Annotated in this window: 19 protein-coding genes; 6 read left to right on the top strand and 13 right to left on the bottom strand. The window is 71.2% G+C overall.

Features of this window, described 5'->3' with window-relative positions; translation table 11 throughout:
• Positions 1–16 precede the first annotated feature (16 nt).
• Entirely contained in the window at positions 17–373 is a 357-nt protein-coding gene (locus VA596_RS15550) for a hypothetical protein (protein WP_323327564.1), read from the top strand.
• 148 nt (positions 374–521) lie between these two features.
• Here the strand turns inward: VA596_RS15550 and VA596_RS15545 are convergent, their stop codons facing one another.
• Both VA596_RS15545 and VA596_RS15540 read right to left on the bottom strand, forming a co-directional pair.
• Positions 522–1064 (bottom strand): DUF4328 domain-containing protein, encoded by a 543-nt coding sequence (locus VA596_RS15545; protein WP_323327765.1) that lies wholly within the window; start codon positions 1062–1064, stop codon positions 522–524.
• Positions 1065–1787: 723 nt separating this feature from the next.
• Positions 1788–2129: a hypothetical protein gene (locus VA596_RS15540; protein ID WP_323327562.1), complete on the bottom strand. Its 342-nt coding sequence runs from the start codon at positions 2127–2129 to the stop codon at positions 1788–1790.
• A 104-nt stretch (positions 2130–2233) separates the two neighbouring features.
• On the opposite strand from VA596_RS15540, the gene VA596_RS15535 reads away from it, so the two are divergent.
• Positions 2234–5164 carry an nSTAND1 domain-containing NTPase gene (locus VA596_RS15535; protein WP_323327560.1) on the top strand — a complete coding sequence of 977 codons (2931 nt, stop codon included), beginning with the start codon at positions 2234–2236 and terminating at the stop codon, positions 5162–5164.
• Between the two features lie 119 nt (positions 5165–5283).
• Here VA596_RS15535 and VA596_RS15530 read toward each other — a convergent pair whose 3' ends face one another.
• The 5 genes from VA596_RS15530 to VA596_RS15510 form a co-directional block, all read right to left on the bottom strand.
• Entirely contained in the window at positions 5284–6093 is an 810-nt protein-coding gene (locus VA596_RS15530; RefSeq protein WP_323327558.1) for a DUF1295 domain-containing protein, read from the bottom strand.
• Positions 6094–6531, bottom strand: a complete 438-nt coding sequence (locus VA596_RS15525) for an SRPBCC family protein (protein ID WP_323327556.1) — start codon at positions 6529–6531, stop codon at positions 6094–6096.
• Between the two features lie 54 nt (positions 6532–6585).
• Entirely contained in the window at positions 6586–7062 is a 477-nt protein-coding gene (locus tag VA596_RS15520) for a TspO/MBR family protein (protein WP_323327554.1), read from the bottom strand.
• The gene (locus VA596_RS15515; protein ID WP_323327552.1) at positions 7059–8411 is read right to left on the bottom strand and encodes a TIGR01777 family oxidoreductase; all 1353 of its coding nucleotides are present in this window, start codon (positions 8409–8411) and stop codon (positions 7059–7061) included. Before VA596_RS15515 ends, VA596_RS15520 begins: the two co-directional genes overlap by 4 nt.
• A 105-nt stretch (positions 8412–8516) precedes the next feature.
• The gene (locus tag VA596_RS15510; protein ID WP_323327550.1) at positions 8517–9044 is read right to left on the bottom strand and encodes a DUF2269 family protein; all 528 of its coding nucleotides are present in this window, start codon (positions 9042–9044) and stop codon (positions 8517–8519) included.
• A 157-nt stretch (positions 9045–9201) separates the two neighbouring features.
• Between VA596_RS15510 and qcrB the strand changes: the two genes are divergently transcribed.
• A complete protein-coding gene (gene qcrB / locus VA596_RS15505; RefSeq protein WP_323327548.1) occupies positions 9202–10770 on the top strand; it encodes a cytochrome bc1 complex cytochrome b subunit in 1569 nt (522 codons plus the stop codon).
• A gap of 12 nt (positions 10771–10782) precedes the next feature.
• On the opposite strand, the gene VA596_RS15500 is transcribed toward qcrB, so the two are convergent.
• Positions 10783–11634, bottom strand: coding sequence for a MerR family transcriptional regulator (locus tag VA596_RS15500; protein WP_323327546.1), 852 nt, complete (start codon positions 11632–11634; stop codon positions 10783–10785).
• Positions 11635–11854: 220 nt separating this feature from the next.
• The gene (locus VA596_RS15495) at positions 11855–13234 is read right to left on the bottom strand and encodes a glycosyltransferase (RefSeq protein ID WP_323327543.1); all 1380 of its coding nucleotides are present in this window, start codon (positions 13232–13234) and stop codon (positions 11855–11857) included.
• A gap of 56 nt (positions 13235–13290) precedes the next feature.
• Here VA596_RS15495 and VA596_RS15490 point away from each other — a divergent pair, with 56 nt between their 5' ends.
• The 3 genes from VA596_RS15490 (at position 13291) to yczE (ending at position 17460) form a co-directional block, all read left to right on the top strand.
• Positions 13291–15327, top strand: coding sequence for a glycosyltransferase family 4 protein (locus tag VA596_RS15490; protein WP_323327541.1), 2037 nt, complete (start codon positions 13291–13293; stop codon positions 15325–15327).
• 44 nt (positions 15328–15371) lie between these two features.
• Positions 15372–16754: a DUF2867 domain-containing protein gene (locus VA596_RS15485; RefSeq protein WP_323327539.1), complete on the top strand. Its 1383-nt coding sequence runs from the start codon at positions 15372–15374 to the stop codon at positions 16752–16754.
• A 76-nt stretch (positions 16755–16830) separates the two neighbouring features.
• Positions 16831–17460, top strand: a complete 630-nt coding sequence (gene yczE / locus VA596_RS15480) for a membrane protein YczE (protein WP_410171887.1) — start codon at positions 16831–16833, stop codon at positions 17458–17460.
• On the opposite strand, the gene VA596_RS15475 is transcribed toward yczE, so the two are convergent.
• Genes VA596_RS15475 through VA596_RS15460 form a run of 4 tightly spaced genes read right to left on the bottom strand, consistent with a single transcriptional unit; the run spans position 17409 to position 21572 of the window.
• On the bottom strand, positions 17409–18179 hold the full coding sequence (locus tag VA596_RS15475; protein ID WP_323327535.1) for a gamma-glutamyl-gamma-aminobutyrate hydrolase family protein: 771 nt from the start codon (positions 18177–18179) through the stop codon (positions 17409–17411). The two genes, yczE and VA596_RS15475, sit on opposite strands and share 52 nt — an antisense overlap.
• Entirely contained in the window at positions 18176–19513 is a 1338-nt protein-coding gene (locus VA596_RS15470) for an O-acetylhomoserine aminocarboxypropyltransferase/cysteine synthase family protein (RefSeq protein WP_323327533.1), read from the bottom strand. The genes VA596_RS15475 and VA596_RS15470 overlap by 4 nt, the downstream gene beginning before the upstream one ends.
• A complete protein-coding gene (locus tag VA596_RS15465) occupies positions 19500–20555 on the bottom strand; it encodes a fatty acid desaturase family protein (RefSeq protein WP_323327531.1) in 1056 nt (351 codons plus the stop codon). Before VA596_RS15465 ends, VA596_RS15470 begins: the two co-directional genes overlap by 14 nt.
• Before the next feature lie 15 nt (positions 20556–20570).
• A complete protein-coding gene (locus VA596_RS15460) occupies positions 20571–21572 on the bottom strand; it encodes an aldo/keto reductase family protein (RefSeq protein ID WP_323327529.1) in 1002 nt (333 codons plus the stop codon).
• Positions 21573–21713 lie beyond the last annotated feature (141 nt).

Genomic DNA, 21713 nt, shown 5'->3' with positions numbered 1-21713 from the left:
GGATATCGTGCGAAGCGTGACAGATATTTCGGTGACAGTCGTCGATGACGATCCGGCAATCGCCGACGAACAAATCCGGCAACTGCGCGAGGAACTGCTCGGGCTCGAGGTGGATTCAGTCGAGTTCGCCCCCGGCCAGGCTCCACCCGAAAGCGCGAAGGGGGTCGACGCCTCGACGTTGTCCCTGGTCGTCACCCTCAGCTCCTCCCCAGTGCTGATCATTGTCGGCCGTACCTTGCGCGATTGGGTCAACCGGGCGAAGGACCGTTCCTTGATCATCCGCAAAGACGGCCGATCGCTGGAAATCACCGGTGCCCGCACCAGCCAAGATCGCAAACTCATCGAGGCGTTCCTGCGGGACGAGCAACTCTAGCGCCCCCTGTCAGCCAAGCGCTCCCGGGGCAGCGCGACGTCCGAGACCGGACGCTGATCATGACAGCGTTGAAGCGAGACCAAGTCCGCGGCAAGGGAACTCGGAGTGCCCGCGGCGCGGTGACATGACCGTCGATGCCGACCGGACGTCAGGCCGCCGACCGGTGGCGAAGCGCGCGAGATCCGCCTCGCGGGTGCGTGCATCCTTCGTGAGCCTCGAAACCAGCGCCTGGTCCTGGGATGTGACAGCCAGGTGAATCGAGGCTCACCGGGAAGCTGCCCAGTGGATCGCGAGGTCGCATGAGCGAGTGGCGAGCACCGATCGTGGACAGCACCTGGTTCGCGAGGAAAGCGGCCCACCACCAGGAAATCAGCTCGGCGCCCGGCGTCGGGTACAGCTGCCCCGCACCGCGCGGCCGTTGGGGGTTGCTGGCGTTCCAGACGTCTCGGACGACCATCTGCGGGAACCAGAAGCCGACGATCGGCACGATCCAGCAGAGTACGGCCCACATGGGTGAGTGCCGGTGCGGCGCGGGTTCGATCACCTTGGCATTGGTGCGGGCGAGCCACAGCCACCGCATGAAGACGATCCCGGTGACGGCCTGGATCCCGAGGTAAGTCCAGTCCACGGCCAACCAGACGGAACCAGGGAAGGCACCCCACTCACCCGCGACGTCCGCAAGGCCCACCACGATGATCAAGATCGCGGACGCGCTTTGCCACCCAGCGAGCGGCCGAACTCGCGGAATCGGTCTCTGTGGAACGGGCGCGTAGAAGTGCGGTTGCACAGGTCCCCCCAGTGCATTACGTGAATCACGAGAAAAGCAAGTACCGCGATGCGTGTCAAGGGACCTCGACGGCGCGAACCTCGCAGGCGGTCTGTGCCTGTCACCTCCCGACCCTGCTCTGCCGACCATTCGGGTGGTGGCGTAGACCGCAGCTAAACGGCCCAGGCACGCCGAGCGTCGTGTGGATGGTTGATCACTCGGCTCGGATGCCGCAGGTTCGAGAGTTCTGCCTGTTCTACTACCCGGTGGGGGTATCCGGCGGTGTGGTGTCCGACTTCGCCGTCGGCGACATTCCCAATCAGGTCCGACCCAACCGACATGTTACGAGTTCCGTGGAAGCGGAACCGGCAGCGGCCTGTGCGTCTGGCAAACGCCAGGTCGGCGCGAAACCGCACGGGCCACAACGTCCGGGTGTTCACCAACGTCAACTACAAACACCTCGGACCTGTTTCTCGATGAGTTGTTCGCGGTACTCGCCGCCCACCGCACGACTCATCCGGACCGGGGCCGCAGCCGCCCGAGCGCCGCACGCCCCCTTCGTCCTGGCGTCGCCGCGTGACGATGTCCGCCGCGGCGGCTAGATCGGCCGACGTCCTCGCCCCGCGCCGGCCCCGCAGCACCTGCCGGTCAAGGCCTCATCACCCAAGACGCGGCTGGTGGACTTGGCGGCGCAGTCCGCCAAGTGAACGTGATCTTGCGGATTGTGCTGGTCGTGATGACGATCACCTGCTTCACCTCGCCTTGCGTCGACACCACCGCTCGGCGGTGGAAGACCTGGACCGTCGTAGTGCTCCAACCCATGGTCCAGCCAGGGCGGAACACCAGGCCAGGCGACGCGGCCGACGCGACACCGGTCGTCGTGGCGGCAATGACCGCCATCAACGCAATGGGCACTCCCAGCAGAGCAGCCGTTCGCAACATACCGTTCCTTTCGACGGCCGGGCAGCGCCACGGCGCTTCGCGACGCACGCATATCGGTGTAGTGCGTACGAGTTGTCCGGCGCCGGAGCCTGGACGCCGGACATCAACCTCCGGACAATCGGCAACTGACTCGGGGAGGGGTTGGGCAAGCCATGCCACGTGCAGAGCGACCGTTGGATCGAGATGGCTCGGTTCTCACACAGTTCGCCGCTGACCTGCGGAAACTGCGAGAAGCAGCGGGTGGTCCGTCGTATCGGGACCTGGCCCGGCTGGCCCATTTCTCATCGACGACGTTGTCCGATGCCGCCGGCGGTCGCCGGTTGCCGAGCCTGGCGGTCACGCTGGCGTACGTCACAGCCTGCGACGGCGACCACGTCGAATGGCAACGCCGGTGGCACCTGGTCTCGGCCGAGTTGAACAACCTCGAACTCGAGCACGCCGACCAGGTCGCCACCGCAGCTCCCTACGTCGGCTTGGCGGCGTACGGCCCCTCGGATGCCGAGCGGTTCTTCGGGCGCGAGCGGCTGGTCGACGACCTCGTCGCCCGGCTCCGGCGGCAGCGTTTCCTGGCCGTGTTCGGACCGTCCGGAGCGGGCAAGTCGTCCGTATTGCGCGCGGGACTCGTCCCGGCCCTGCAGGCGATGGAGGCCTCTGGGCCGGTCGTGCTGTTCTCCCCGGGCACGCACCCGGTGCAGGAATTCGCGCTCCGGCTCGCTCCGCTCGTGGGCACCACCACGTCGGTGATCGAGGCGGAGCTGTCCGGTGGGCCTCGTGTCCTGCCGGGTCTCGGCAACCAACTGCTGCTCGACCGGCCATCCTCCGCGGAGAACGTCATCGTCGTCGACCAGTTCGAGGAGGTCTTCACGCTCTGCGCCGACCACGAGGAACGAGCCGCGTTCCTGGACCTGCTGCTCGCCGCATCGTCTCCCGGATCGCGGTGCCGGGTCGTGCTCGGGGTGCGTGCCGACTTCTACGCCCACGTCGCGCAGCACGAAGGCCTGGTCACGGCGCTGCGGGACGCGCAGGTCACGGTCGGGCCGATGACTGCCGAAGAACTTCGCCGGGTGATCACCCGGCCCGCGACCGATTCCGGTTGTGCGGTCGAGAGCGACCTGTTGAGCGTCCTGATCGCCCATACCCACGGTCAAGCCGGTGCCCTGCCGCTGCTGTCGCACGCGTTGCGCGAGACGTGGCGCCGCCGCAAGGGCAACACGCTGACCCTCGCGGGATTCCAGGCCACCGGCGGCCTGGACGGCGCGCTCGTGCGCACCGCGGAAACCGTGTTCAGTGGGCTGACGGTTCCCCAGCAGCACCTCGCCCAGCAGCTGTTCAAGCGCCTGGTCGTCTTGGGCGAGACCACCGAGGACACCAAGCGCCGGATTCCCCGCGCCGAGCTCGACGATGATGACGACACCGCCGCCGTTCTGCAGGTTCTCGGTGACGCGCGGCTGCTGACGCTGGACCGGGAGACGGTCGAGATCACCCATGAAGCGCTCATCGGCTCGTGGCCGCGGCTGCAACGGTGGCTCAACGCGGACCGCGAGGGACATCGGATCCACCGCGAACTCGCCGAGGGAGCCACCGACTGGGAAGCCCACGGCCGGGACCCTGCCTCCCTGCTCAGGGGCAATCGCCTGACCCTCGTCGCCGACCGGATGCAGCCGAGCGAGGAGCTGACGTCCCGGGAGCGCGCCTTTCTCACCGCCTCGCTCTCCGCTCGTGACCGAGAACAATCGGCGAGCCGGCGACGGATCCGGCGTCAGCGGGCGCTGATCGCCGCGCTGGCCGTCATCGCTCTGGCTGCCTCGGCCATGCTGGTCTTCGCCCTCAACGCCCAGCACGACGCCACCCGGCAGCGCAACACCGCATTGGCACTGCGCGCGGCTGCCGCCGCGACCGATCTCCTCACCCGCGACCCGAACCTGGCCGCCCAGATAGCTCTTGCCGCCTATCGCCTGCTGCCATCCCGAGAGACCGAGGAAGCGGTCATCAGCACTGCGGGAATGGCGCACGGCAGTCAGCTCACACAATCCAGGGCGAAAATCTCGGACGACTCCCGGATGATCATTTCCGCAGACGGCGCCTCACACACGACAACAATATACAGGTTAGGCGACAAGGGGATCGCAACAACGATCACCGTTCACAACTCTGGAGCACCCAAAGATGCGACTTTGAGCCCTGATGGACGGCTTTTCGCCGTGCCTGTCACGGGAAACATGATGGAACTGTGGAAACTCGGTACCCCAGGTGGCCATCCGGTATTGGCGTCCACCCTCAAGGGCGCGTCCGAAGTACGGTCTTGGACCCCGGATGGCCGATTCGCCCTCATCGGCAATACTCCTGAGTACCCGCCCGGCCCGACCGGCTCGCCAGTGGCCTACCCGAGCAGTCCCGTGATCTGGGACCTTGCGGATCCGACCGTTCCGGTTCCCGGCAGGACCATCGACGGCGACGGAACGTTCGTCGGCAATTCGCATACGCTGGCGATGACGCCGCCACTGGAGGCCGTCGACGGCGTACAGGCCATCGAACTCGAGACCTTCGATCGACCCCAGCCGACCCGGAGGCCATGGCTGGCCGGTGACCAGAACTGGTCTTTCATGGAAATGCGTTTCCTGCATGGCGGCACTACTGCACTCCTGTCGCAAACCACGGGAGTCGGAAAGTTTGCGGTCGTCAAGTGGGATGTCTCGAACAAGGAAAAGCCGGTTCGACTCGGAAAGTTCATCCTCCCCGACGGGGCCTTTATGAGGCCGGAAGCGGCAAGTGATCTCCCTCCGGACCGGATTGTCGTCACCGAAAACGGAACTCTCACCGTCTGGGACGTCGCAGACATCACTCACCCGAAATTGGTCTCGACCATAGTGACGGATGGCACTCAAGGAGAGGCTTTTCGACTCACTCCTGACGGAACCGCTCTATTGGGTGTCGTGATCTTGGGCGGCAACACGCACACTGTGGTGCGCTGGGAGTTCGATCTGAACAAATCAGCCGCGAACGTCTGCGCAAGCGGGGACAAGTTCCCGCTTGCGTTGTGGGACCAGTACTTTCCGGAGTTGCCCTATCAGCCACCCTGCTGATGCCGAGGCCCGGCATCCACTTCGGCGCAGACCTGTCCGCACGTCGTGTTCCGCTTCTTGAGCGCTCTGGGAACGCGCGCCTTCCAGGGGGCGACAGCAAGTACGTGCTGGCCAATTCCTCAGGCTCGTGCGGATGGCGGCCGCGGGAAGAAGAATGCCACTCGTTTCTGGTAGTTGCGGTAACCCGGGCGGTCCTCCATGCGCTTCTCGGTGCGCTTGGCTCCCGTGGCGAACATCAGCAGGTAGCTCATCAATGCCGGCGCCGGCAGGGTCCACAGGCCCGGTGACGATGCGGCTGCGGTCAGCCAGGCGCCGTCCCAGACCAGGGAGTCGCCGAAGTAGTTCGGGTGGCGGGACCAGCTCCACAGGCCGGTGTCGAGGACGTCCGGACGCTTGTCCTTGTCCTGCTTGGTGTACGTCGTTTTCTGGTGGTCGGCCAGTGCCTCCACCACAGTCCCGCCCACCATGACGGCCAGGCCCGCCGGGGCCAGCCAGCGGCGTGCGCCGCGCGGGAGGGCGCTGGCGGCGGCCAATTGCACCGGGGCCGACACCAGCAGCTGGCTCAACCCCTGGGTGAGGAACACCTTGCCGACGACCGCCGGTGTCGACGCGCCGTCCAGGAACTCCGTGTAGCGCGGATCCTCCTTCTCGCTGCCGCGCAGGCGGGTGAGCATCTGACGCTCCAGCCGTGCCGCCCAACCCACGGTGAGCGCGGCCAGTGCCCAGCGTCGCCGGGCGTCGCCGCGACCGACGAGCGCGCTCGTGACGGCTACCGCCGCCAAGCCGGGGCCCCAGACGGCGTCGGCGTAGTCGCGGCGGCCCTTCCGCAGCGCGACGACCGCCGTCGCGGTCTGTGCCGCTGCCACGACGGCGGCCGACAGGCCGGCCACCTTCCGCAGGTTCGCGGTGTCCAGCGTGCGCCGTGCCATCTAGTGCGCCAGCCCGTTGAGCACGTCGGTGAGCTGCTTCTCGGTGTCGTTGCCGAGCTTTTCGAAGACCACCTTGCCCAGCGGTGCCGCGACCTTGGCCAGGCCGTGGAACTGCAGCTCGTTGGTGTAGGTGATCTCGGAGCCGGTGCCGCTGGGCGTGACCTCGATGGTCTCGGTGGAGGTGGCGGTGTCGTTGCGCCCGACCAGCACGACGCGATCGCCGGCGAGCTGCTCGAGGGTGTACGTCAGCTCGGTGCTGACCCCGGCGATCTTGGAGGTGTTGTGCCACGACGAACCGACCTCGACCGGGCCGCTGTCGTTGCGGACGCAGCGTTCGGTGCCGGGATCCCACTGCTCGGCGTGGCCGAAGTCGGCCAGGTAGGGAACGACGACGCCGGGAGCGGGGTCGACGGTGAACGTGCGGGAAACCGTGGTCATGGATCCACCCTTTCGGTCAGCTCGAAGAACTTCGATGACACCTGCAGCGTCCGGTCAGTTCAGCACGACGATCGCGGCGTTGAGCGCCGTGGCGAACACGGTCCAAGTGAGATAAGGGACCTGCAGCGCGGCGGCCACCCGCGAGCGGCGCCAGAACAGGGCCAGCGCGCCGGCCACCGCGATGTCGAGGAGCACGATCTCGACCAGCGCGAGCGTGTAGGCGCCGGCGGCGAAGAACAGTGGCGTCCACGCCGCGTTGAGCACCAACCCGACCGCGTACCAGGTGAAGCCGGCGCGGGTGCCGCCGGCGCGCCAGTACAGCCAGCCGGACACGGCGATCAGGAGGTACAGCACCGTCCACACCGGACCGAACAGCCAGGACGGCGGCGCCCAGGGCGGCTGTTCGAGCCCGGCGTACACCTCGCGCGAGGACGACGCGGCGAGGCCGCCGACAACGGCGACGACGGCCACGGCGGCCAGGAAACCGGCCAGGACGACCGGTGCCGGGGCGGAACGGTGCACCGTGGTCATACCGGTTCTCGCACGTTCGAGGTGGCCGTGCCGAGCAGGTGCGCCAGCGCGTCGCCGAGCCGGGTGTGCCGGAAGACGTGCCCGGCCGCGAGCAGCCGTTCCGGTTGCACGCGCTGATCGGCGAACGCCAGTTCGCGGGCACCGTCCCGGCCGAGCAGCAGCCGCGGGCCGAAGTGCGGCACCTTCAGCAGGGCCGGACGCTTGAGGACGCGGGCCAGGACCCGGGTGTACTCGACGTTGCGCACCGGCTCGGGGCTCACGGCGTTGACCGGCCCGTCGAGGCCGCGGTCGGTCAGCGCGCGCAGGTAGACGTCGGTCAGGTCGTCGAGGCCGATCCACGGCGTCCATTGGCGGCCCGCGCCGAGCGGCCCGCCCAGCCCGGCGGCGAACAGCGGGTACTGCAGCCGCAGCAGGCCGCCGCGCGGGCTCATCGCGAGGCCCGTGCGGACCTGCACCACCCGGATCCCGGCCGCCTCGGCGGGTTCGGTGGCCGCCTCCCACTCGGCGACGATGTCGGCCAGGGCGCCCTCCCCCGGCTTGCTGTCCTCGGTGAGGACGTCGTCGCCGCGGTCGGGGCCGTAGTAGCCGACGGCCGAGGCCGACACGAACACGCCGGGGCCGTCCGGGGTGCGGGCCGCCAGTGCGGCCAGCGCCCGGGTCGGGCCGATCCGGCTGTCCCGGACGGCGGCCAGGTGCCGGTCGTCGAACCGCCCGGCGACGGGGGTGCCGGCCAGGTGGACGACCGCGTCGACGCCGGCCAGCAGCCCGGTGGCCGGCGCGGCCGGGTCCCACGTCCGTTCGTCGCGGTGGCGCGCGGGCCGCCGCACCAGCCGGATCACCCGGTGGCCGCCGGTGGTCAGCAGCGCCGTCAGCGCGGACCCGACCAGCCCGCTCGCGCCGGTGACGGCCACGGTCAGCGGTTCGTGCCAGTACCGGTGCTGGGCGGCGAGATCGGCGGCGAGCTGACGGTGGCGGTAGGCGAACATGGACCGGAGCAGCGCCGCGGGCACCGGGGTTTCGACGAGGTCGGTGACGACCGTCCGATCAGGACCGTCGGCGGCGAAGCGGTGGGTGTGCCGCCAGGACACCAGGTTCGACAGCACGGGCGTGTCGAGCCGGTCGACGAACTGGTGCGGCGGCCGGTAGCCGTCAGGGTCGTGGGCCGCGACCCAGCGCAGGCCCGCGGGCAGGTTCAGCCGCGCCCGGCCGTCGCGCAGGGAAGCGGCTTCGGCACCGACCTTCACCGGCTGCCACGGCGGTGTCAGCCGCACGATCGCCCCGGGCAGGCCGTGCCAGGCGAACACCTCGTCGAGCGGGGCGGCCACCACCGTGGAGAACTCGAGAGCCACGCGATCACCTCCGCGACGCAACTGCAGTTCGGGTACCCGCGGAGCCTAAATCGCGTACGGAACCGTTGCACTCCGAGCGCGATGCAGATGCGATGCAAACAAGGTTCAGACTTCGGACAGGCGTGGTCGCCGCGCCACCACCGGCGGCCGTGACCACGGGGTGCGGCCCCAGGGCTTGGCGACCGACAGCCACGTCATGGCCAGGAAGGCGACGATGTTGAGCGCCGCGCCGTAGGCGAGCTGACCCGCCACCGGGCTCTCGACGCCCGCGGCGGCCGCGGTGATGCTCTGCTCGACCCACACCCCGAGGCCGAACGTGCTGTAGACGATCACGGCGACGGTCAGCACCAGCTTCACCAGCACCCACCAGAACCGGGTCAGTCCCCACTTCGTCACCGCCCCCAGCACGATCCCGCCGACCAGGGTGAGAAACGCCGCCGGGATGACCACGAAGTCGTCGATGCGCTCGATCAGCCGGTAGGCGACCTCGCGGACGCCGGGCTCGCCGGTGTACCCGGCGGTCATCGCGAGCACGACGTTCGCCGCGCCCGCCCCCAGCCAGCCGACGGACACCGCGACGTGCACGAACACCATCACCTGCCGCAGCCGCTTCCCGGCCGTCCAACGCCCCATTTCCCCATCGTGACCGACGGCGGCCGCGCCCGCAGCGCGATCCGGCGAGGACGCGCCGTGCGCGATCCAACTTCGATGCACGGGCCCGGTCTTCGTTGCGGCGGCGACGCGGCGGGGTGACGATCGCCGGGCGGGCCACCGCCGAGGAGGATCGCCGATGAGTTCACTGACCACGCCGACCAAGGGGCCGCGCGCGATCGAGCGAGCGGCAGTCTCCGCCGCGGACGACGCCGATCAGCGGTATCGCCTGGCCAAGGGCCTGCGGCACCAGATGAACAAGGTGTTCCCGACGCACTGGTCGTTCCTGCTGGGCGAGATCGCGCTCTACAGCTTCATCATCCTGCTGCTCACCGGGGTCTACCTGACGCTGTTCTTCGACCCCTCCATGCAGGAGGTCATCTACCACGGCAGCTTCAAGAACATGCAGGGCCTGGAGATGTCCCAGGCGTTCCGCACGACGCTGGACATCTCCTTCGACGTGCGTGGTGGCCTGTTCATGCGGCAGCTGCACCACTGGGCCGCGCTGATCTTCGTCGCGTCGATGGCCGTGCACATGCTGCGGGTGTTCTTCACCGGTGCGTTCCGCAAGCCGCGTGAGGCCAACTGGGTGATCGGCGGTCTGCTGCTGGTCCTGGGCTGTTTCGAGGGTTTCTTCGGGTATTCGCTGCCGGACGACCTGCTCTCGGGTACCGGGATCCGGGCGACGCTGTCGGGGATCGTGCTGTCGGTGCCGGTGATCGGGACGTGGATCCACTGGGCGTTGTTCGGTGGGGAGTTCCCCGGCGACCAGATCATCCCGCGGTTGTACACGCTGCACATCCTGCTGCTGCCGGGCATCATGCTGGCGCTGGTCGGGGCGCACCTGGCGCTGGTGTGGTACCAGAAGCACACGCAGTTCCCGGGGGTGCGCCGCAAGGAGACCAACGTCGTCGGCGTCCGGATCATGCCGTACTTCGCCCTCAAGGGCGGCGCGTTCTTCGTCATCGTGCTGGGTTTGCTGGCCCTGATGTCCGGGCTGCTCCAGATCAATCCCGTGTGGAACTTCGGGCCCTACAACCCTTCCCAGGTCTCCGCCGGGTCCCAGCCGGACTGGTACATGGGCTGGGCCGACGGCCTCCTGCGGATCTGGCCGGCCTGGGAGCTCTACCTCGGCAACCACACCGTGCCGCCGGTCTTCTTCGCCGGCGCCCTCGGCATCGGCGTGCTCGTGACGCTCCTGCTGAGCTATCCCTTCATCGAACGGAAGCTCACCGGCGACCACGCGCACCACAACCTGCTGCAGCGACCGCGGGACGTCCCGGTCCGCACGTCCATCGGCGCGATGGCCATCACGTTCTTCCTCGTGCTCACGCTCTCCAGCTTCAACGACATCCTCGCCTTCGAATTCGACATCTCGCTCAACGCCCTGACGTGGGCCGGCCGGATCGGGCTGCTCGTGGGACCCCCCTTGGCCTACTTCGCGGCCTACCGGTTGTGCGTCGGCCTGCAGCGGGCCGACCGCGAGGTGCTGGAGCACGGCGTCGAGACGGGCATCATCAAGCGGCTGCCGCACGGTGAGTTCATCGAGATCCACCAGCCCCTGTCCGCGGTCCCGCTCGAATACCAGGGCGCGCCCGTGCCGAAGAAGATGAACAAGCTGGGCACCGCCGGCCACGCCGTCCCGGGTTCCCTGCTGCGCCCGGACCCCGACGACGAAACCCGTGCCCTGCACCGAGAACGCCGGTGACCGCGAGGCCGTTCAGCTGCTGTAAACGCCCAGCGCCGCCGTGAACGACGGCGGGAGCGGCTCGCCCACCGTCGGCAGCCCGCGCCACCCCGGGCCCGCCGGGCGGACCGGCACCCCTTCGGCGCTCAACACGCGCAAGAACCGCACGTCGGCCGACTGCGCGGTCATCGACCACACCACGACGTCGCGCGGCGCGAACCGGGCGGACATCGCCCGCAGGACGTCGACCGAAACCGGCCCGCTCAGGAACGCGGCCGCGGCGCCGTCGTCGCTCAACGCCGCGCTGAGCATCTTGACCGGCAGTTCGTGCCGCTCGGTCGGGCCGCAGACGAACAGCACCGGCGCCGAGCCCGCGGGAGTGGCCGCCGGGGCCGCGTACCGGTCGATCGCCGCGGAGGCCGTGGTGGCCAGCGCCCACTCGGCGACCATCGCGTTCCGGTCGTCGTGCTCGGCCCAGCGTTCACCGATGGCGCGCAGCACCGGTGCCACGACCTCGGTCCACGTCTTGGCCACGCCCAGGCTGGTGAAGGCGTCGTCGACCAGCGCGCCGATCGTGGGCAGGTCGAAGGACTCCGCGGCTTCGGTGAGCCGCTCCCGGCGTCGCCGGACGGTCGTCCCGGCGGCCGACCGCGCCAGCACGAGCCGGGCCGCGTCCCGCGCGCTGGTCCCCTGCGCCTGCAGCGCCCGCATCCGGCGCAGCCGCTCGACGTCCTCCGGGGTGTAGCGCCGGCGGTTGTTGTCCTCCCGCTGGGCCGCGCCGATCCCGTACCGCTTCTCCCACGTCCGCAGGGTCACCTGGGACACCCCGAGCGCCCGTGCCACTTCGCTCGAGCCGAGCGAACGTGCTTCGGACGTATCGGTCACGCCGTCTCCCGGTGTTCGCCTGCTGGTCGCGCCACAGCATACTGCCCGCGAGCGAGACTGCCGCCGTCTCGCCGAATCGCATCTTCGATGCAACTGCGATGCAGATTCGGCGCACGGCCGACCTGTCCTCACTCGGGCCCACCTGCAGGAATGCGGCAACCAGGCCATGTCGTCAGGGTCTCCGCCGTGGACGGACGCCGACGGCCGCCGGATCTTCCGCCTAGATTTGCATCGTCCTTGGATCGACGGCCGGAAGGTGCCCCATGGCCGAGAGCAAGCCTCGAGCCGCCTCGCGCGGGCCACGCCCGGCGAGCAGCCGGTGCGCCGCCGCCCGGGTTCGATGAGCCGTCGCGAGCACGTCGGCCATGGCGTCCGCGACGGCCTGCGGGGTCAGGCCGTGCGGGTCGAGCACCCGGCCGGCCGGGATCCGCTCCAGGTCGTGGGCGACGGCGAACTGGTCGCTGGAAAACGGCAACGCGAGCGCCGGCACGCCCGCGGCGAGGCACTCGGTGAACGTGTTGTTGCCGCCGTGGTGCACCACGGCGGCGACCCGGGTCAGCAGCGCCCGCTGTGGCACCTGGTCTTCGACCTCGACGCGGTCGTTCCCGGCGAAAGCCGCCCGCACCGGCGCGGCGCGGTCTCCGGCCGCCACCAGGACCGCGACGTCGGGAATCCGGAGCAGGCCGGTCACGACGGTGCTGAGCACGTCGTCGCGGGCCGAGAGGAACGTGCCGAAGGAAACCAGCACGAGCCGGCGCCGGCCGTCGCCGGTCAACCGGCCGATCCGCCGCTCCCAGTCGCCGGTCAAGGGCGTCTTCCCGACGTCGCTGCAGTGCCCGGCGAACCGCAGCGCCGGGCCGCGCGGGAGGTCCGGCAGCCACGGCAGCTCGGGGTAGTTGAACAGCACGGCCTCCGCGGACGTCAGGCCGAACGCGCTGGGCGGCGCCGGCCGGTCCGGCGCGTGCTCGGCCAGGAACGCCGCGAACAGCTCGGTGAACTGCCGGTCGTTGGCCGCCGCTTCGGCGTGGAGGCGAGCCAGGTCCCCGGCGCCGGGACGGATCGCGTCCGGCCAGTACGGCGGCAGCCCGAAGAACCGCCCAGGACCCTCCAGGACGTAACTGGGGTGACCGGGACAGTAGGCCGCCCAGCGCCGGCCGAGGGCGTGGAGCGCCAGCGTGACGGCGTAGGCCAGCTGGTCGACGAGGTACCAGTCCGGCCGGAACCGGTCGTCGAACTCCCGTACCGAAGCCAGCACCGCGGCGGGATCGGGCAGCATGTCGGCCCGCCGGTGCCGAGCCTGGGCCAGCAGCGCCGGGATCGCGCCCGCCCGCGTCGCCTCGAGGAACTCGGCCAGCCGGGCCGCGCCGGCGGCTTCCTGCCGGGTGCGTTCCGCGATGCCGGTGTTGGCGTTGTCCCCGAACGCGAGAACGCCGAAGGGCAGCCCGTGTTCCTCGGCCAGGCCCGCGAACGCCGGCGCACACGCGAAAGTCACGTCGGCACCCTCGGCCGCGAGCGCGGCACCGACCGTCGCGAGCGGACGCGCGTGCGACGCGAACGGCGGGCTCACCACCGCGATCCGCGGTCTCGTGGACGCGGTCATCCGCACCTCCTTCTCCGTCCCCACCGACCCTACGGCCTGAGCACGGGAGCCCAGCTGTGACGATTTCGGCGACCACGACCACCACGCACCCCGCCGACGCGGTGGCCCGGCTGCGCGCGCTCGGCCCCGGGGCGTCCCCGGACCGGCTCGACGACGTCCGCCGCGCCTTCCACCCGTCGTTCGCCGGTCCGGCGCTGATCGAGTACGCCGGTGTCCGTCCGGCGCTGCCCGACCCGGACTCCGCGTTGGCCGCCCTGCGCGCACTCGCTCGCGCACAAGTCACCCCCGCGCCCGCCGAAGTCCTCGCGGCCATCCCGGAAACCGGCGACGAGCTGATCGACTCCCTCGCGACGGCCGTCGCCGCGGACGTCTTCGGTGACGCCGTCGCCGCCCACGGCTCGGAGGCCGCCGCGGCGGCGATCGCCGCGGCGTCACCACGCCGCCGGGTCCTGCTGCTGGACCTCGCCGAACGCCACGCACTCCGCTGTTTCGCGGTGGCCGACGTGATCGCCGACCTCGACCGTGACCGCGGCCACCGGCACGCGGCGCTGCGCTACCTGTCCCAGTGCGCCGGAGACCCGGCGGCCGCCGAAGCCATCGCGTCGGCCCGCGAGAGCACGGACGACCCCTACGAGCGTGTCCTCGCCTCGATCTGCCTGGCCCGCCTGGCCGACGTCCCCGACGGCGCTCCCTTGTGGACGGCCCCGCCGCCGGCCCGGCCGGGGCTGACCGTGGCCCAGTCGATGCTGCTGGGCTCGTTCGACCACCCGGGCGCCGGCGCCAGCGGCGGGCTGACGGTCCTGCTGCGCCACCTCGGGCACGCCCTCCCCCGCCGTCCCGGGATCGCCCGGGTGGTGACCCTGACCCTGCTGGGCCGGGACCGGCTGACCGAGCGGCCCGCGCTGGCCGAGGCCGACGGGACCGGGCACGTGGTGCTGCGGCTCCCGGTGGACGCGCCGGGAGCGCCGGCCCAGATCGACCTGTCCCGGCACCGCGCGGCGATCACGTTCCTGGCCCGGCAGCTGCTGTGGCTGTCGGGCTGCACCCCGGACGTCGTCCACGTGCGGTACTCCGACGACGGCTCCGCCGCGATCGCCCAGGCCGCCCGCGCCCTCGGTGCCCGCACCGTGTTCACCCTCACCGCCGATCCGCACCGCTCGCTCGCCGAGCGGTACGCCGCCGGTCCCGCCGATCCGGTCGCCGCCCGGTTCGACCTGCACCGGATGTACACCGCCGACCGGCTGGTCGCGACCGCGGACACCCTGCTGGGGTTGCCCGGACGGCCCGGCGGCGAACTCCCCGGGTACTTCCCGCGGCTGCGAGGGCGCGAACCGGAGTCCGTCGCCGAAGGGATCGCCCTGCTGCCGCGCGTGCCCACGGCCGAAGCCCGCCAGCAGCGGCTCGCCGAGTCCCTGTTCGCGCCGTCCCCCGGCCTGCCTCGGCTGGACGACGCCGCCCGCGGCCTGCCGGTCATCCTGTCCGTGGGGCGGCTGCACCCGGTCAAGCAGCAGGACCTGCTGGTCGAGGCCTGGCTGACGCGCGGCCTGCACCGGCACGCCGCACTTGTGCTCGTCGGCGGTGACCCGGCCGCTCCGACCGCGGAGGAAACCAGCGTCCTCGACCGGGTCCTGGCCCTGTCCGAACAGCACCCCGAAGCGGCCGGCCGGCTCGCGGTGCTGCCCGCGCTCGGCAACGACGACGTCCGCCTGCTCGAACACGGCCTCACCCGGTGGCTCCCGGCGCCGACACCCCACCTCTACGTGTGCCCGAGCCGCAAGGAGGAGTTCGGCATCGCCGTGCTCGAAGCGATGGACGCGGGCCTGCTGGTGCTCGGCCCGCGCCGCGGCGGGCTCGGCCACTACGTCGAGCACGGCCGCAACGGGATGCTGGCCGACACCGCGACGCTGAGCCGGTTCGCCGACGGGCTGACCGCGTTCGTGCGCGCCGCGGCCGGTGATCCCGTCCGGGCGCGGGCCGCGGCGGCCGCCGGCCGCGCGACCGTGGCCCGGCGGTTCGGCATCGACCGGGTCGCCGGTCGCTTCGCCGACGTCTACCAGCACAGCGTCGCCACGCCCCGGACGGTGCAGCCGTGAGGCCCGGCAGGCGCGATCACCCGGTTCGGCCTAGCGTGCCCAAGATGTCGTCCGCCACCAGCACGCTCAGCTGCACCGTCCTCGGCGGGACCGGCTTCGTCGGAACGGCGCTGGTGACCGACCTCGCCGCGGCGGGGCACCGCGTCCGCGTCCTCAGCCGCGGCCGGGAGCACCCCTTCCCCGCGGGGGTCTCGGTGGTGCGCGGAGACGCGACGGACGGCGACGCGCTCGAAGCCGCCGTGCGCGGCGCGGACGTGGTCTTCCACCTGGTCCATTCCCTGCGCGAACCGGACTTCGCCGAGCGGGACCGCGCCATCGCCGAACGCCTCGTCGCGCTGAGCGCGGCCGCCGGGGTCCGGCAGCTCGTCTACCTCGGCGGCCCGCGCCCGGGCGCGGCGACGTCGCCGCACCTGGCGTCCCGCTCCGAGGTCGCCGACATCCTGCTCGCCGGGCCGGTCCCGGCCGTGGCGCTGCAGGCGTCGATGATCCTCGGCCGCGGGTCGGCCGGGCTCGAACTGCTCTCCCGGACGGCGCGGCTGCCGATCCGGCCCCGGCCGGGCTGGACCGCCCGGCACAGCCGGCCGGTCGCACTCGCGGACGTCCGGCACTACCTGCGCGCCGCCGCCACGGCCGCGCCGGTGCGCGGCCGGCTGGACGTGAGCGGTCCCGAAATGATCAGCTACGACGACCTCGTGCGCCGCTGCGCCCGTGTCCTGCGCCGGCCCGCTGGTCTCGCCCTGCCGGCGCCGCTGTGGTCGCACGCGGCCGCCGCGCTGGTCGCGGGCCTGGCGTCACCCGTGCCCGCGTCGGTGGCGGCACCCTTGTTCGCGTCCCTCGACCACGACCTGCTCCCGGCCGACGTCCCGGTGGAGACCGTGCTGCCCGCGCCGCCCGGTGGCCCGACGAGCCTCGACAACGCGCTGCGCGCCGCGCTCGGTGCCCCGGCCGCGACGGCGCCGGCGGGGCGCTCGTACCTCGGCGAGCACACCGTGCGGACCGACGCCGGGCCCGACCGGGTGTGGCGGACCGTCACCCGCCTCGGCGGCGAGCACGGCCGGTTCGCCCCGGCACCGGCCTGGGCGCTGCGCGGCCTGCTGGACCACGCTCTGGGCGGCGTCGGGCTCTACCGCGGCCGGCCCGACTCCCCGGTGCCCGGCGACGTCATCGACTCCTGGACCGTCCGGCACCGCGACGACGCCGCCCGGGAACTGGTCTTGGGGGCCGACATGCGCCTGCCGGGCGACGCGGAGCTGACCTTGCGCGTCCAGCCCGCGGCGACCGGGACGGACCTGCGGCAACAGGTCCGGTTCACCCCGTCCGGACCACTCGGGGACGCGTACTGGTACGTGCAGAAACCGCTGCACGACCTGGTCTTCGCGGTGCTGGCCCGGTCGATCGTCCGCGAGGCGAGCCGCTCGGCGGAGTGAGCCTTCGAGACGCGCGCGAGCCCGGTCCTCCCTACACTGCAAGGGAAGCCGGGGAACGGGGGGATCGCGCGTGCGGGTGGCCGAGCTGGTGCAGTCGCCGCTGGTGCCGCCGGGCCGGCCTGTCCGGCGCTTGGGCCAGCTGCTCTACGGGCTCGTGCTCTACGGGTTCAGCGACGCGCTGGTGGTGGCCGCCGGGCTTGGGGTGGAACCGTGGGACGCGCTCGCGCAGGGGCTGACCCGCACGGCCGGGCTCAGCATCGGCGTCTGGACCAACCTGATCGGCGCCGCCGTGCTGCTGCTGTGGATCCCGCTGCGGCAGAAGCCGGGGCTGGGCACCCTGTGCAACGTCCTGCTCGTCGGCACCTCGATGGACCTCACCCTGGCGCTGCTGCCGCCGTTCGGGCAGCTGTGGCTGCGCTGGGCCGTGCTGGTCGCGGGCATCGTGCTCAACGGGTTCGCGACCGGCTGCTACATCGGCGCGCAGGCCGGGCCGGGGCCGCGGGACGGGCTGATGACCGGGCTCGCCCAGCGCGGGTACCCGATCTGGGCGGTGCGCTGGGGCATCGAGATCGCCGTGCTGGTCATCGGGTTCCTGCTCGGCGCCACCGTGGGCATCGGGACCGTGCTGTACGCCTGCGCGATCGGGCCGCTCGCTCAGCTGTTCATGCCGATGCTGGACATGGGACGGGGTAAGGGAAAGCCCTGATCCCGGCGCATGGCCGCCAGCCGGGCCGCGACACCGAACTCGTGGAAGATCGCCGTGGAGACCGGGTCCGTCCCGGCGTACCACTCCGGATGCCATTGCACGGCCAGGCAGAACCCGTCACCCGCCGAACCCGCCTCGACCACGCCGTCCGCGGCCACCGCCTCCACCCGCAGGTCCGGGGCGACCCGGTCGATCGCCTGGTGGTGCAGCGAATTGACCGGCACGTGCGGGTAGCCCAGCAGCTGCCGCAGCAGCCCGCCTTCGCTGAGGTGGACCTCGTGCACGGGCCGGTACTGCCGGTCCCGGGGCTGCGAGAGGTCCTCGCGGTGCGCGTCGTCGGGCAGGTCGCGCAGCGTGCCGCCCAAGGCGACGTTCAGCTCCTGCAGGCCGCGGCAGATCCCCAGCACCGGCACACCGGCCCGCAACGCGGCCGGCAGCACCCGCAACGCGAGTTCGTCACGGGCCGGGTCGGCGGGTCCGCCACGGGACGGGCCGCCGTAGCGGGCCGGCTCGACGTCGGTCTGGTGGCCGCCGAAGACGACGCCGTCGAACCGGCCGAGCAGCTCCGCCAGATCCGGCGCGGGCCCGCCGACGACGGCCACCGCACAGCCGGAAACCCGTTCCAGCGCCCGGACGTAGACCTCTCGCACGGCGACGTGCGGGACGCCGTCGACGAATTCCTCCGACGCGGCGAGCGCCACCAGTGGCCGCGCGCTCACCGGGCCCGCTCCAGCGCCTGGGCGAGGTCTTCGAGCAGGTCGTCGGGGTGCTCCAGGCCCAGCGACAGCCGGATCGATCCCGGCGTCACCCCCGCGGCGAGCTGGTCGGCTTCGGGGAGCTGGGCGTGGGTCGTGGACGCCGGGTGCGTGGCCATCGAGCGGACGTCGCCGATGTTGGTCACGTGCGCGAACAGGCCGAGGGCCTCGATGAACCGGCTGCCGGCTTCCTGGCCGCCGGTCAGCTCGAACTGGACCAGCGGGCCGCCGTTGCCACGCAGGTAGCGCCGCAGCAGGTCCTGCTGCTCACCGCCGGCCAGGCTCGGGTGGCGGACCGACGACACCGACGGGTGCGCGTCGAGGAAGCGCGCCACCGCGGCCGCGTTCTCCCCGTGCGCGCGCATCCGCAGCGGCAGGGTTTCGATGCCCTGGATGAGCAGGAAGGCGTTGAACGGGCTCAGGCACGGCCCGAGGTCGCGCACCACCGTCTCCCGCGCCTTGAGCAGGTAGGGGCTGCGGCCGAGCGCGCTGTCGAGCCCGGCGCCGGCCTCGGTCCACACCTCGCCGCCGTGCGCGGGGTCGGGCTCGGTCAGCAGCGGGTGCCGCTCGGCGTGGCGCGTCCAGTCGAAGGTGCCGCCGTCGACGATGAGCCCGCCCAGGGCGCTGCCGTGCCCGCCGATGTACTTCGTCGCCGAATACACCAGGATGTTCGCGCCGAAGTCCAGCGGGTTGCAGACCATCGGGAGCAGCGTGTTGTCCAGCACCAGCGGCACCCCGGCCTGCTCCGCGAGCCCGGCGACGTCTTCGATCGGGAAGATGCGCAGCTTGGGGTTGGGCAGGGTCTCCCCGAAGTAGGCGCGGGTGCGCTCGTCCGTGGCGGCGGCGAAGTTCTTCGGGTCCTCCGGGCTGACGAACCGGGTTTCGACGCCGAACCGGGCGAAGGTGTTGGCCAGCAGGTTCCACGTGCCGCCGTAGAGCTCGTCGGAGCTGACGATGTTGTCCCCGGCCTGGCACAGGTTGAGCAGCGCGACGGTGGTCGCGGCCTGGCCGGTGGACACGGCCAGCGCCGCCGGGGCACCGTCGACGGCCGCGATCCGTGCTTCGAGGACGTCGCAGGTCGGGTTGTTGAGCCGGGTGTAGGCGTGCCCGTCCTCGCTGAGGTCGAAGATGCCCGCGGCGGCCCCGGTGCCGGGCAGCTCGTAGGCCGCGGTCTGGAAGATGGGCGTGACGACCGGCGCGGTCGGGCCGGCGCGCAGCTCGGCCCCCGCGTGCATCACGGCGGACTCCGGCCGCAGGAAGGTCTTCGGTGTGCTGGCGGGCCGTTCAGTGACCGGCATGGGAAAGCTCCCTCGGTTCGGACATGGACGTGACGATCGCGCTGACGGCGCTGGGCTGGCCGTCCGGCCCGCGGGTGAACAGCCCGCCCAGCACGGCGTCGACGGCGGCGTAGTCCGGGTCGGCCAGCCGCACCCGCCTCGCCTTGGCGAGGTTCCAGAACGGCGTGCGCGGGTCGAGGTGGTGTTCCAGGTGGTAGTTGTCGTTGTGGATGCCGGTGAGGAACTTCTCCCAGCCGCGGCTCTTGCGGTTGCGCGTCATGTGCAGGTCCACCCGGGCGTCCCGGACGAGCGGGGTGTGCTCGGAGAGTTCGATGTACCAGCCCAGGATCTGGAAACTGGTCAGGTACGGCACGAACCAGAACAGCACCAGTTCGAGCGTCTGCCCCTGCGACCAGCACACGCCGGCGACGGCGGCCCAGAACAGCCAGAACCCGGCGCGGTCGAACGCCCGCCGCGGTCCGCGGACCGCGGGCCCCTCCTCGGCACGACCTTCGCGCAGCACGCGGTACCGGTTGCGCACCAGGTACTTCAGGTAGGCCCAGGTCTGCGTGCCGAACAGCGGCATCAGCACCACCCGGCGCACGTAGGCCCGCGGCGAGGCGGCCCGGTAAGCGCCCTGCTCGATGAAGAACCGCAGGTCCGGGTCGCGGTCCGGGTCGCCGAGCCGCGGGTGGTGGGTGAACACGTGCGAAACCTTGTAGGCGTAGTGCTGCTGGAAGATCGGGTACGCGGTGAGCACCGTGCCGAGCAGCATCCGCACCCGGTGGTCGGCGGCCCCGACGCCGTGGGCGCAGTCGTGCAGGATCGTGGAAAGCCCCCGCTGCCGGGCGCCGATGATCAGCACCGCGAGCGGGTAGCACCACCACGAGACCGCGACGCACAGCCAAATGCAGGCCGCGATCCAGGCGACGTCCTCGAGCCACGCCAGCCCGGCGTGCCAGTTGTCGCTGCGGTTGAGGGGTTTCATCAGGGCCCGCACGTCGGCGGGGAAGCGGTGCGTCCGGTAGCGCTTCCCGTCGTAGGCCCACTCGGTGTCGGACACGCGTACTCCCTGGAGTCAGACGAGGGCGGTCAGCGGCACGCCGATGAACGTCGGGTCGAAGCGGCTGACGCCGTCGAGCAGCTCGTCGATCTTCTGCATCACGGCCGGGTCGAGCACGACGTCCACGGCCTTGAGGTTGTCCGTGAGCTGCTCGGGCCGCGACGCGCCGGTGATCGCGGTGGCGACGTTCGGGTTCTGCAGCACCCAGGCGAGGGCCAGCTGGGCCATCGTCAGGCCGAGCTGCTCGGCGACCGGGCGCAGTTCCTGCACCCGGCGCAGCACGTCGTCCTGCAGCCAGCGGACCATGTAACCACTGCCTTCGCCGTCGGTGGCGCGGGAGCCGGCCGGCGGCTGCTCGCCCGGCAGGTACTTCCCGGTCAGCACGCCCTGGGCCATCGGCGACCAGACGAGCTGGCCCATGCCCTCGCGCTCGCACGCCGGGATGACCTGGGCCTCGATGACCCGCCACAGCATCGAGTACTGCGTCTGGCTGGAGATCAGCGGAACCCGCAGCTCCCGTGCCAGCGCGGCGGCGCGGGTGATCTGCTCGGCGGTCCACTCCGAGACGCCGACGTAGAGGATCTTCCCCTGCCGCACGAGATCGGCGAAGGCCAGCATGGTCTCCTCGAGCTCGACCGTCGGGTCGAACTGGTGGGCCTGGTACAGGTCGAGGTAGTCGGTCCCGAGCCGGCGCAGGGAGCCGTGGGCCGACTCCATGACGTGCTTGCGGCCCAGGCCCTGGTCGTTGGGGCCGCCGGGGCCGGTCGGCCAGTAGACCTTGGTGCAGATCTCCAGGCTTTCCCGCCGGTGGCCCGACAGCGCGCGCCCCAGCACCTCTTCGGCGCGGGTGTTCGCGTACATGTCGGCGGTGTCGAATGTGGTGATACCGGCGTCCAGCGCCGCTTCCACGCATTTCCTGGCTTGTTCCTCGGCCACTTGCGAACCGTGGGTGATCCAGTTGCCGTAGGAAATCCTGCTCACTGAGAGGCCGCTCCGGCCCAGTCGACGATGCTCCATGACCGAAGACACTCCAAGGAATTTTCTTCGTAGTCAACGTTTAGAACCGCGAAAAAGGGTCCCCCTGATGGGGTCATAGAAAATCTTTATGAGGCGATCAGCGGGGCCATGATCACATTTGCCCCGCGCATTTCCCGGTGA

Origin of the sequence: Amycolatopsis heterodermiae (genome assembly GCF_034929455.1) — a bacterium.
Lineage (GTDB): Bacteria > Actinomycetota > Actinomycetes > Mycobacteriales > Pseudonocardiaceae > Amycolatopsis > Amycolatopsis heterodermiae.
This window is presented reverse-complemented; position numbering and strand designations above follow the sequence as displayed.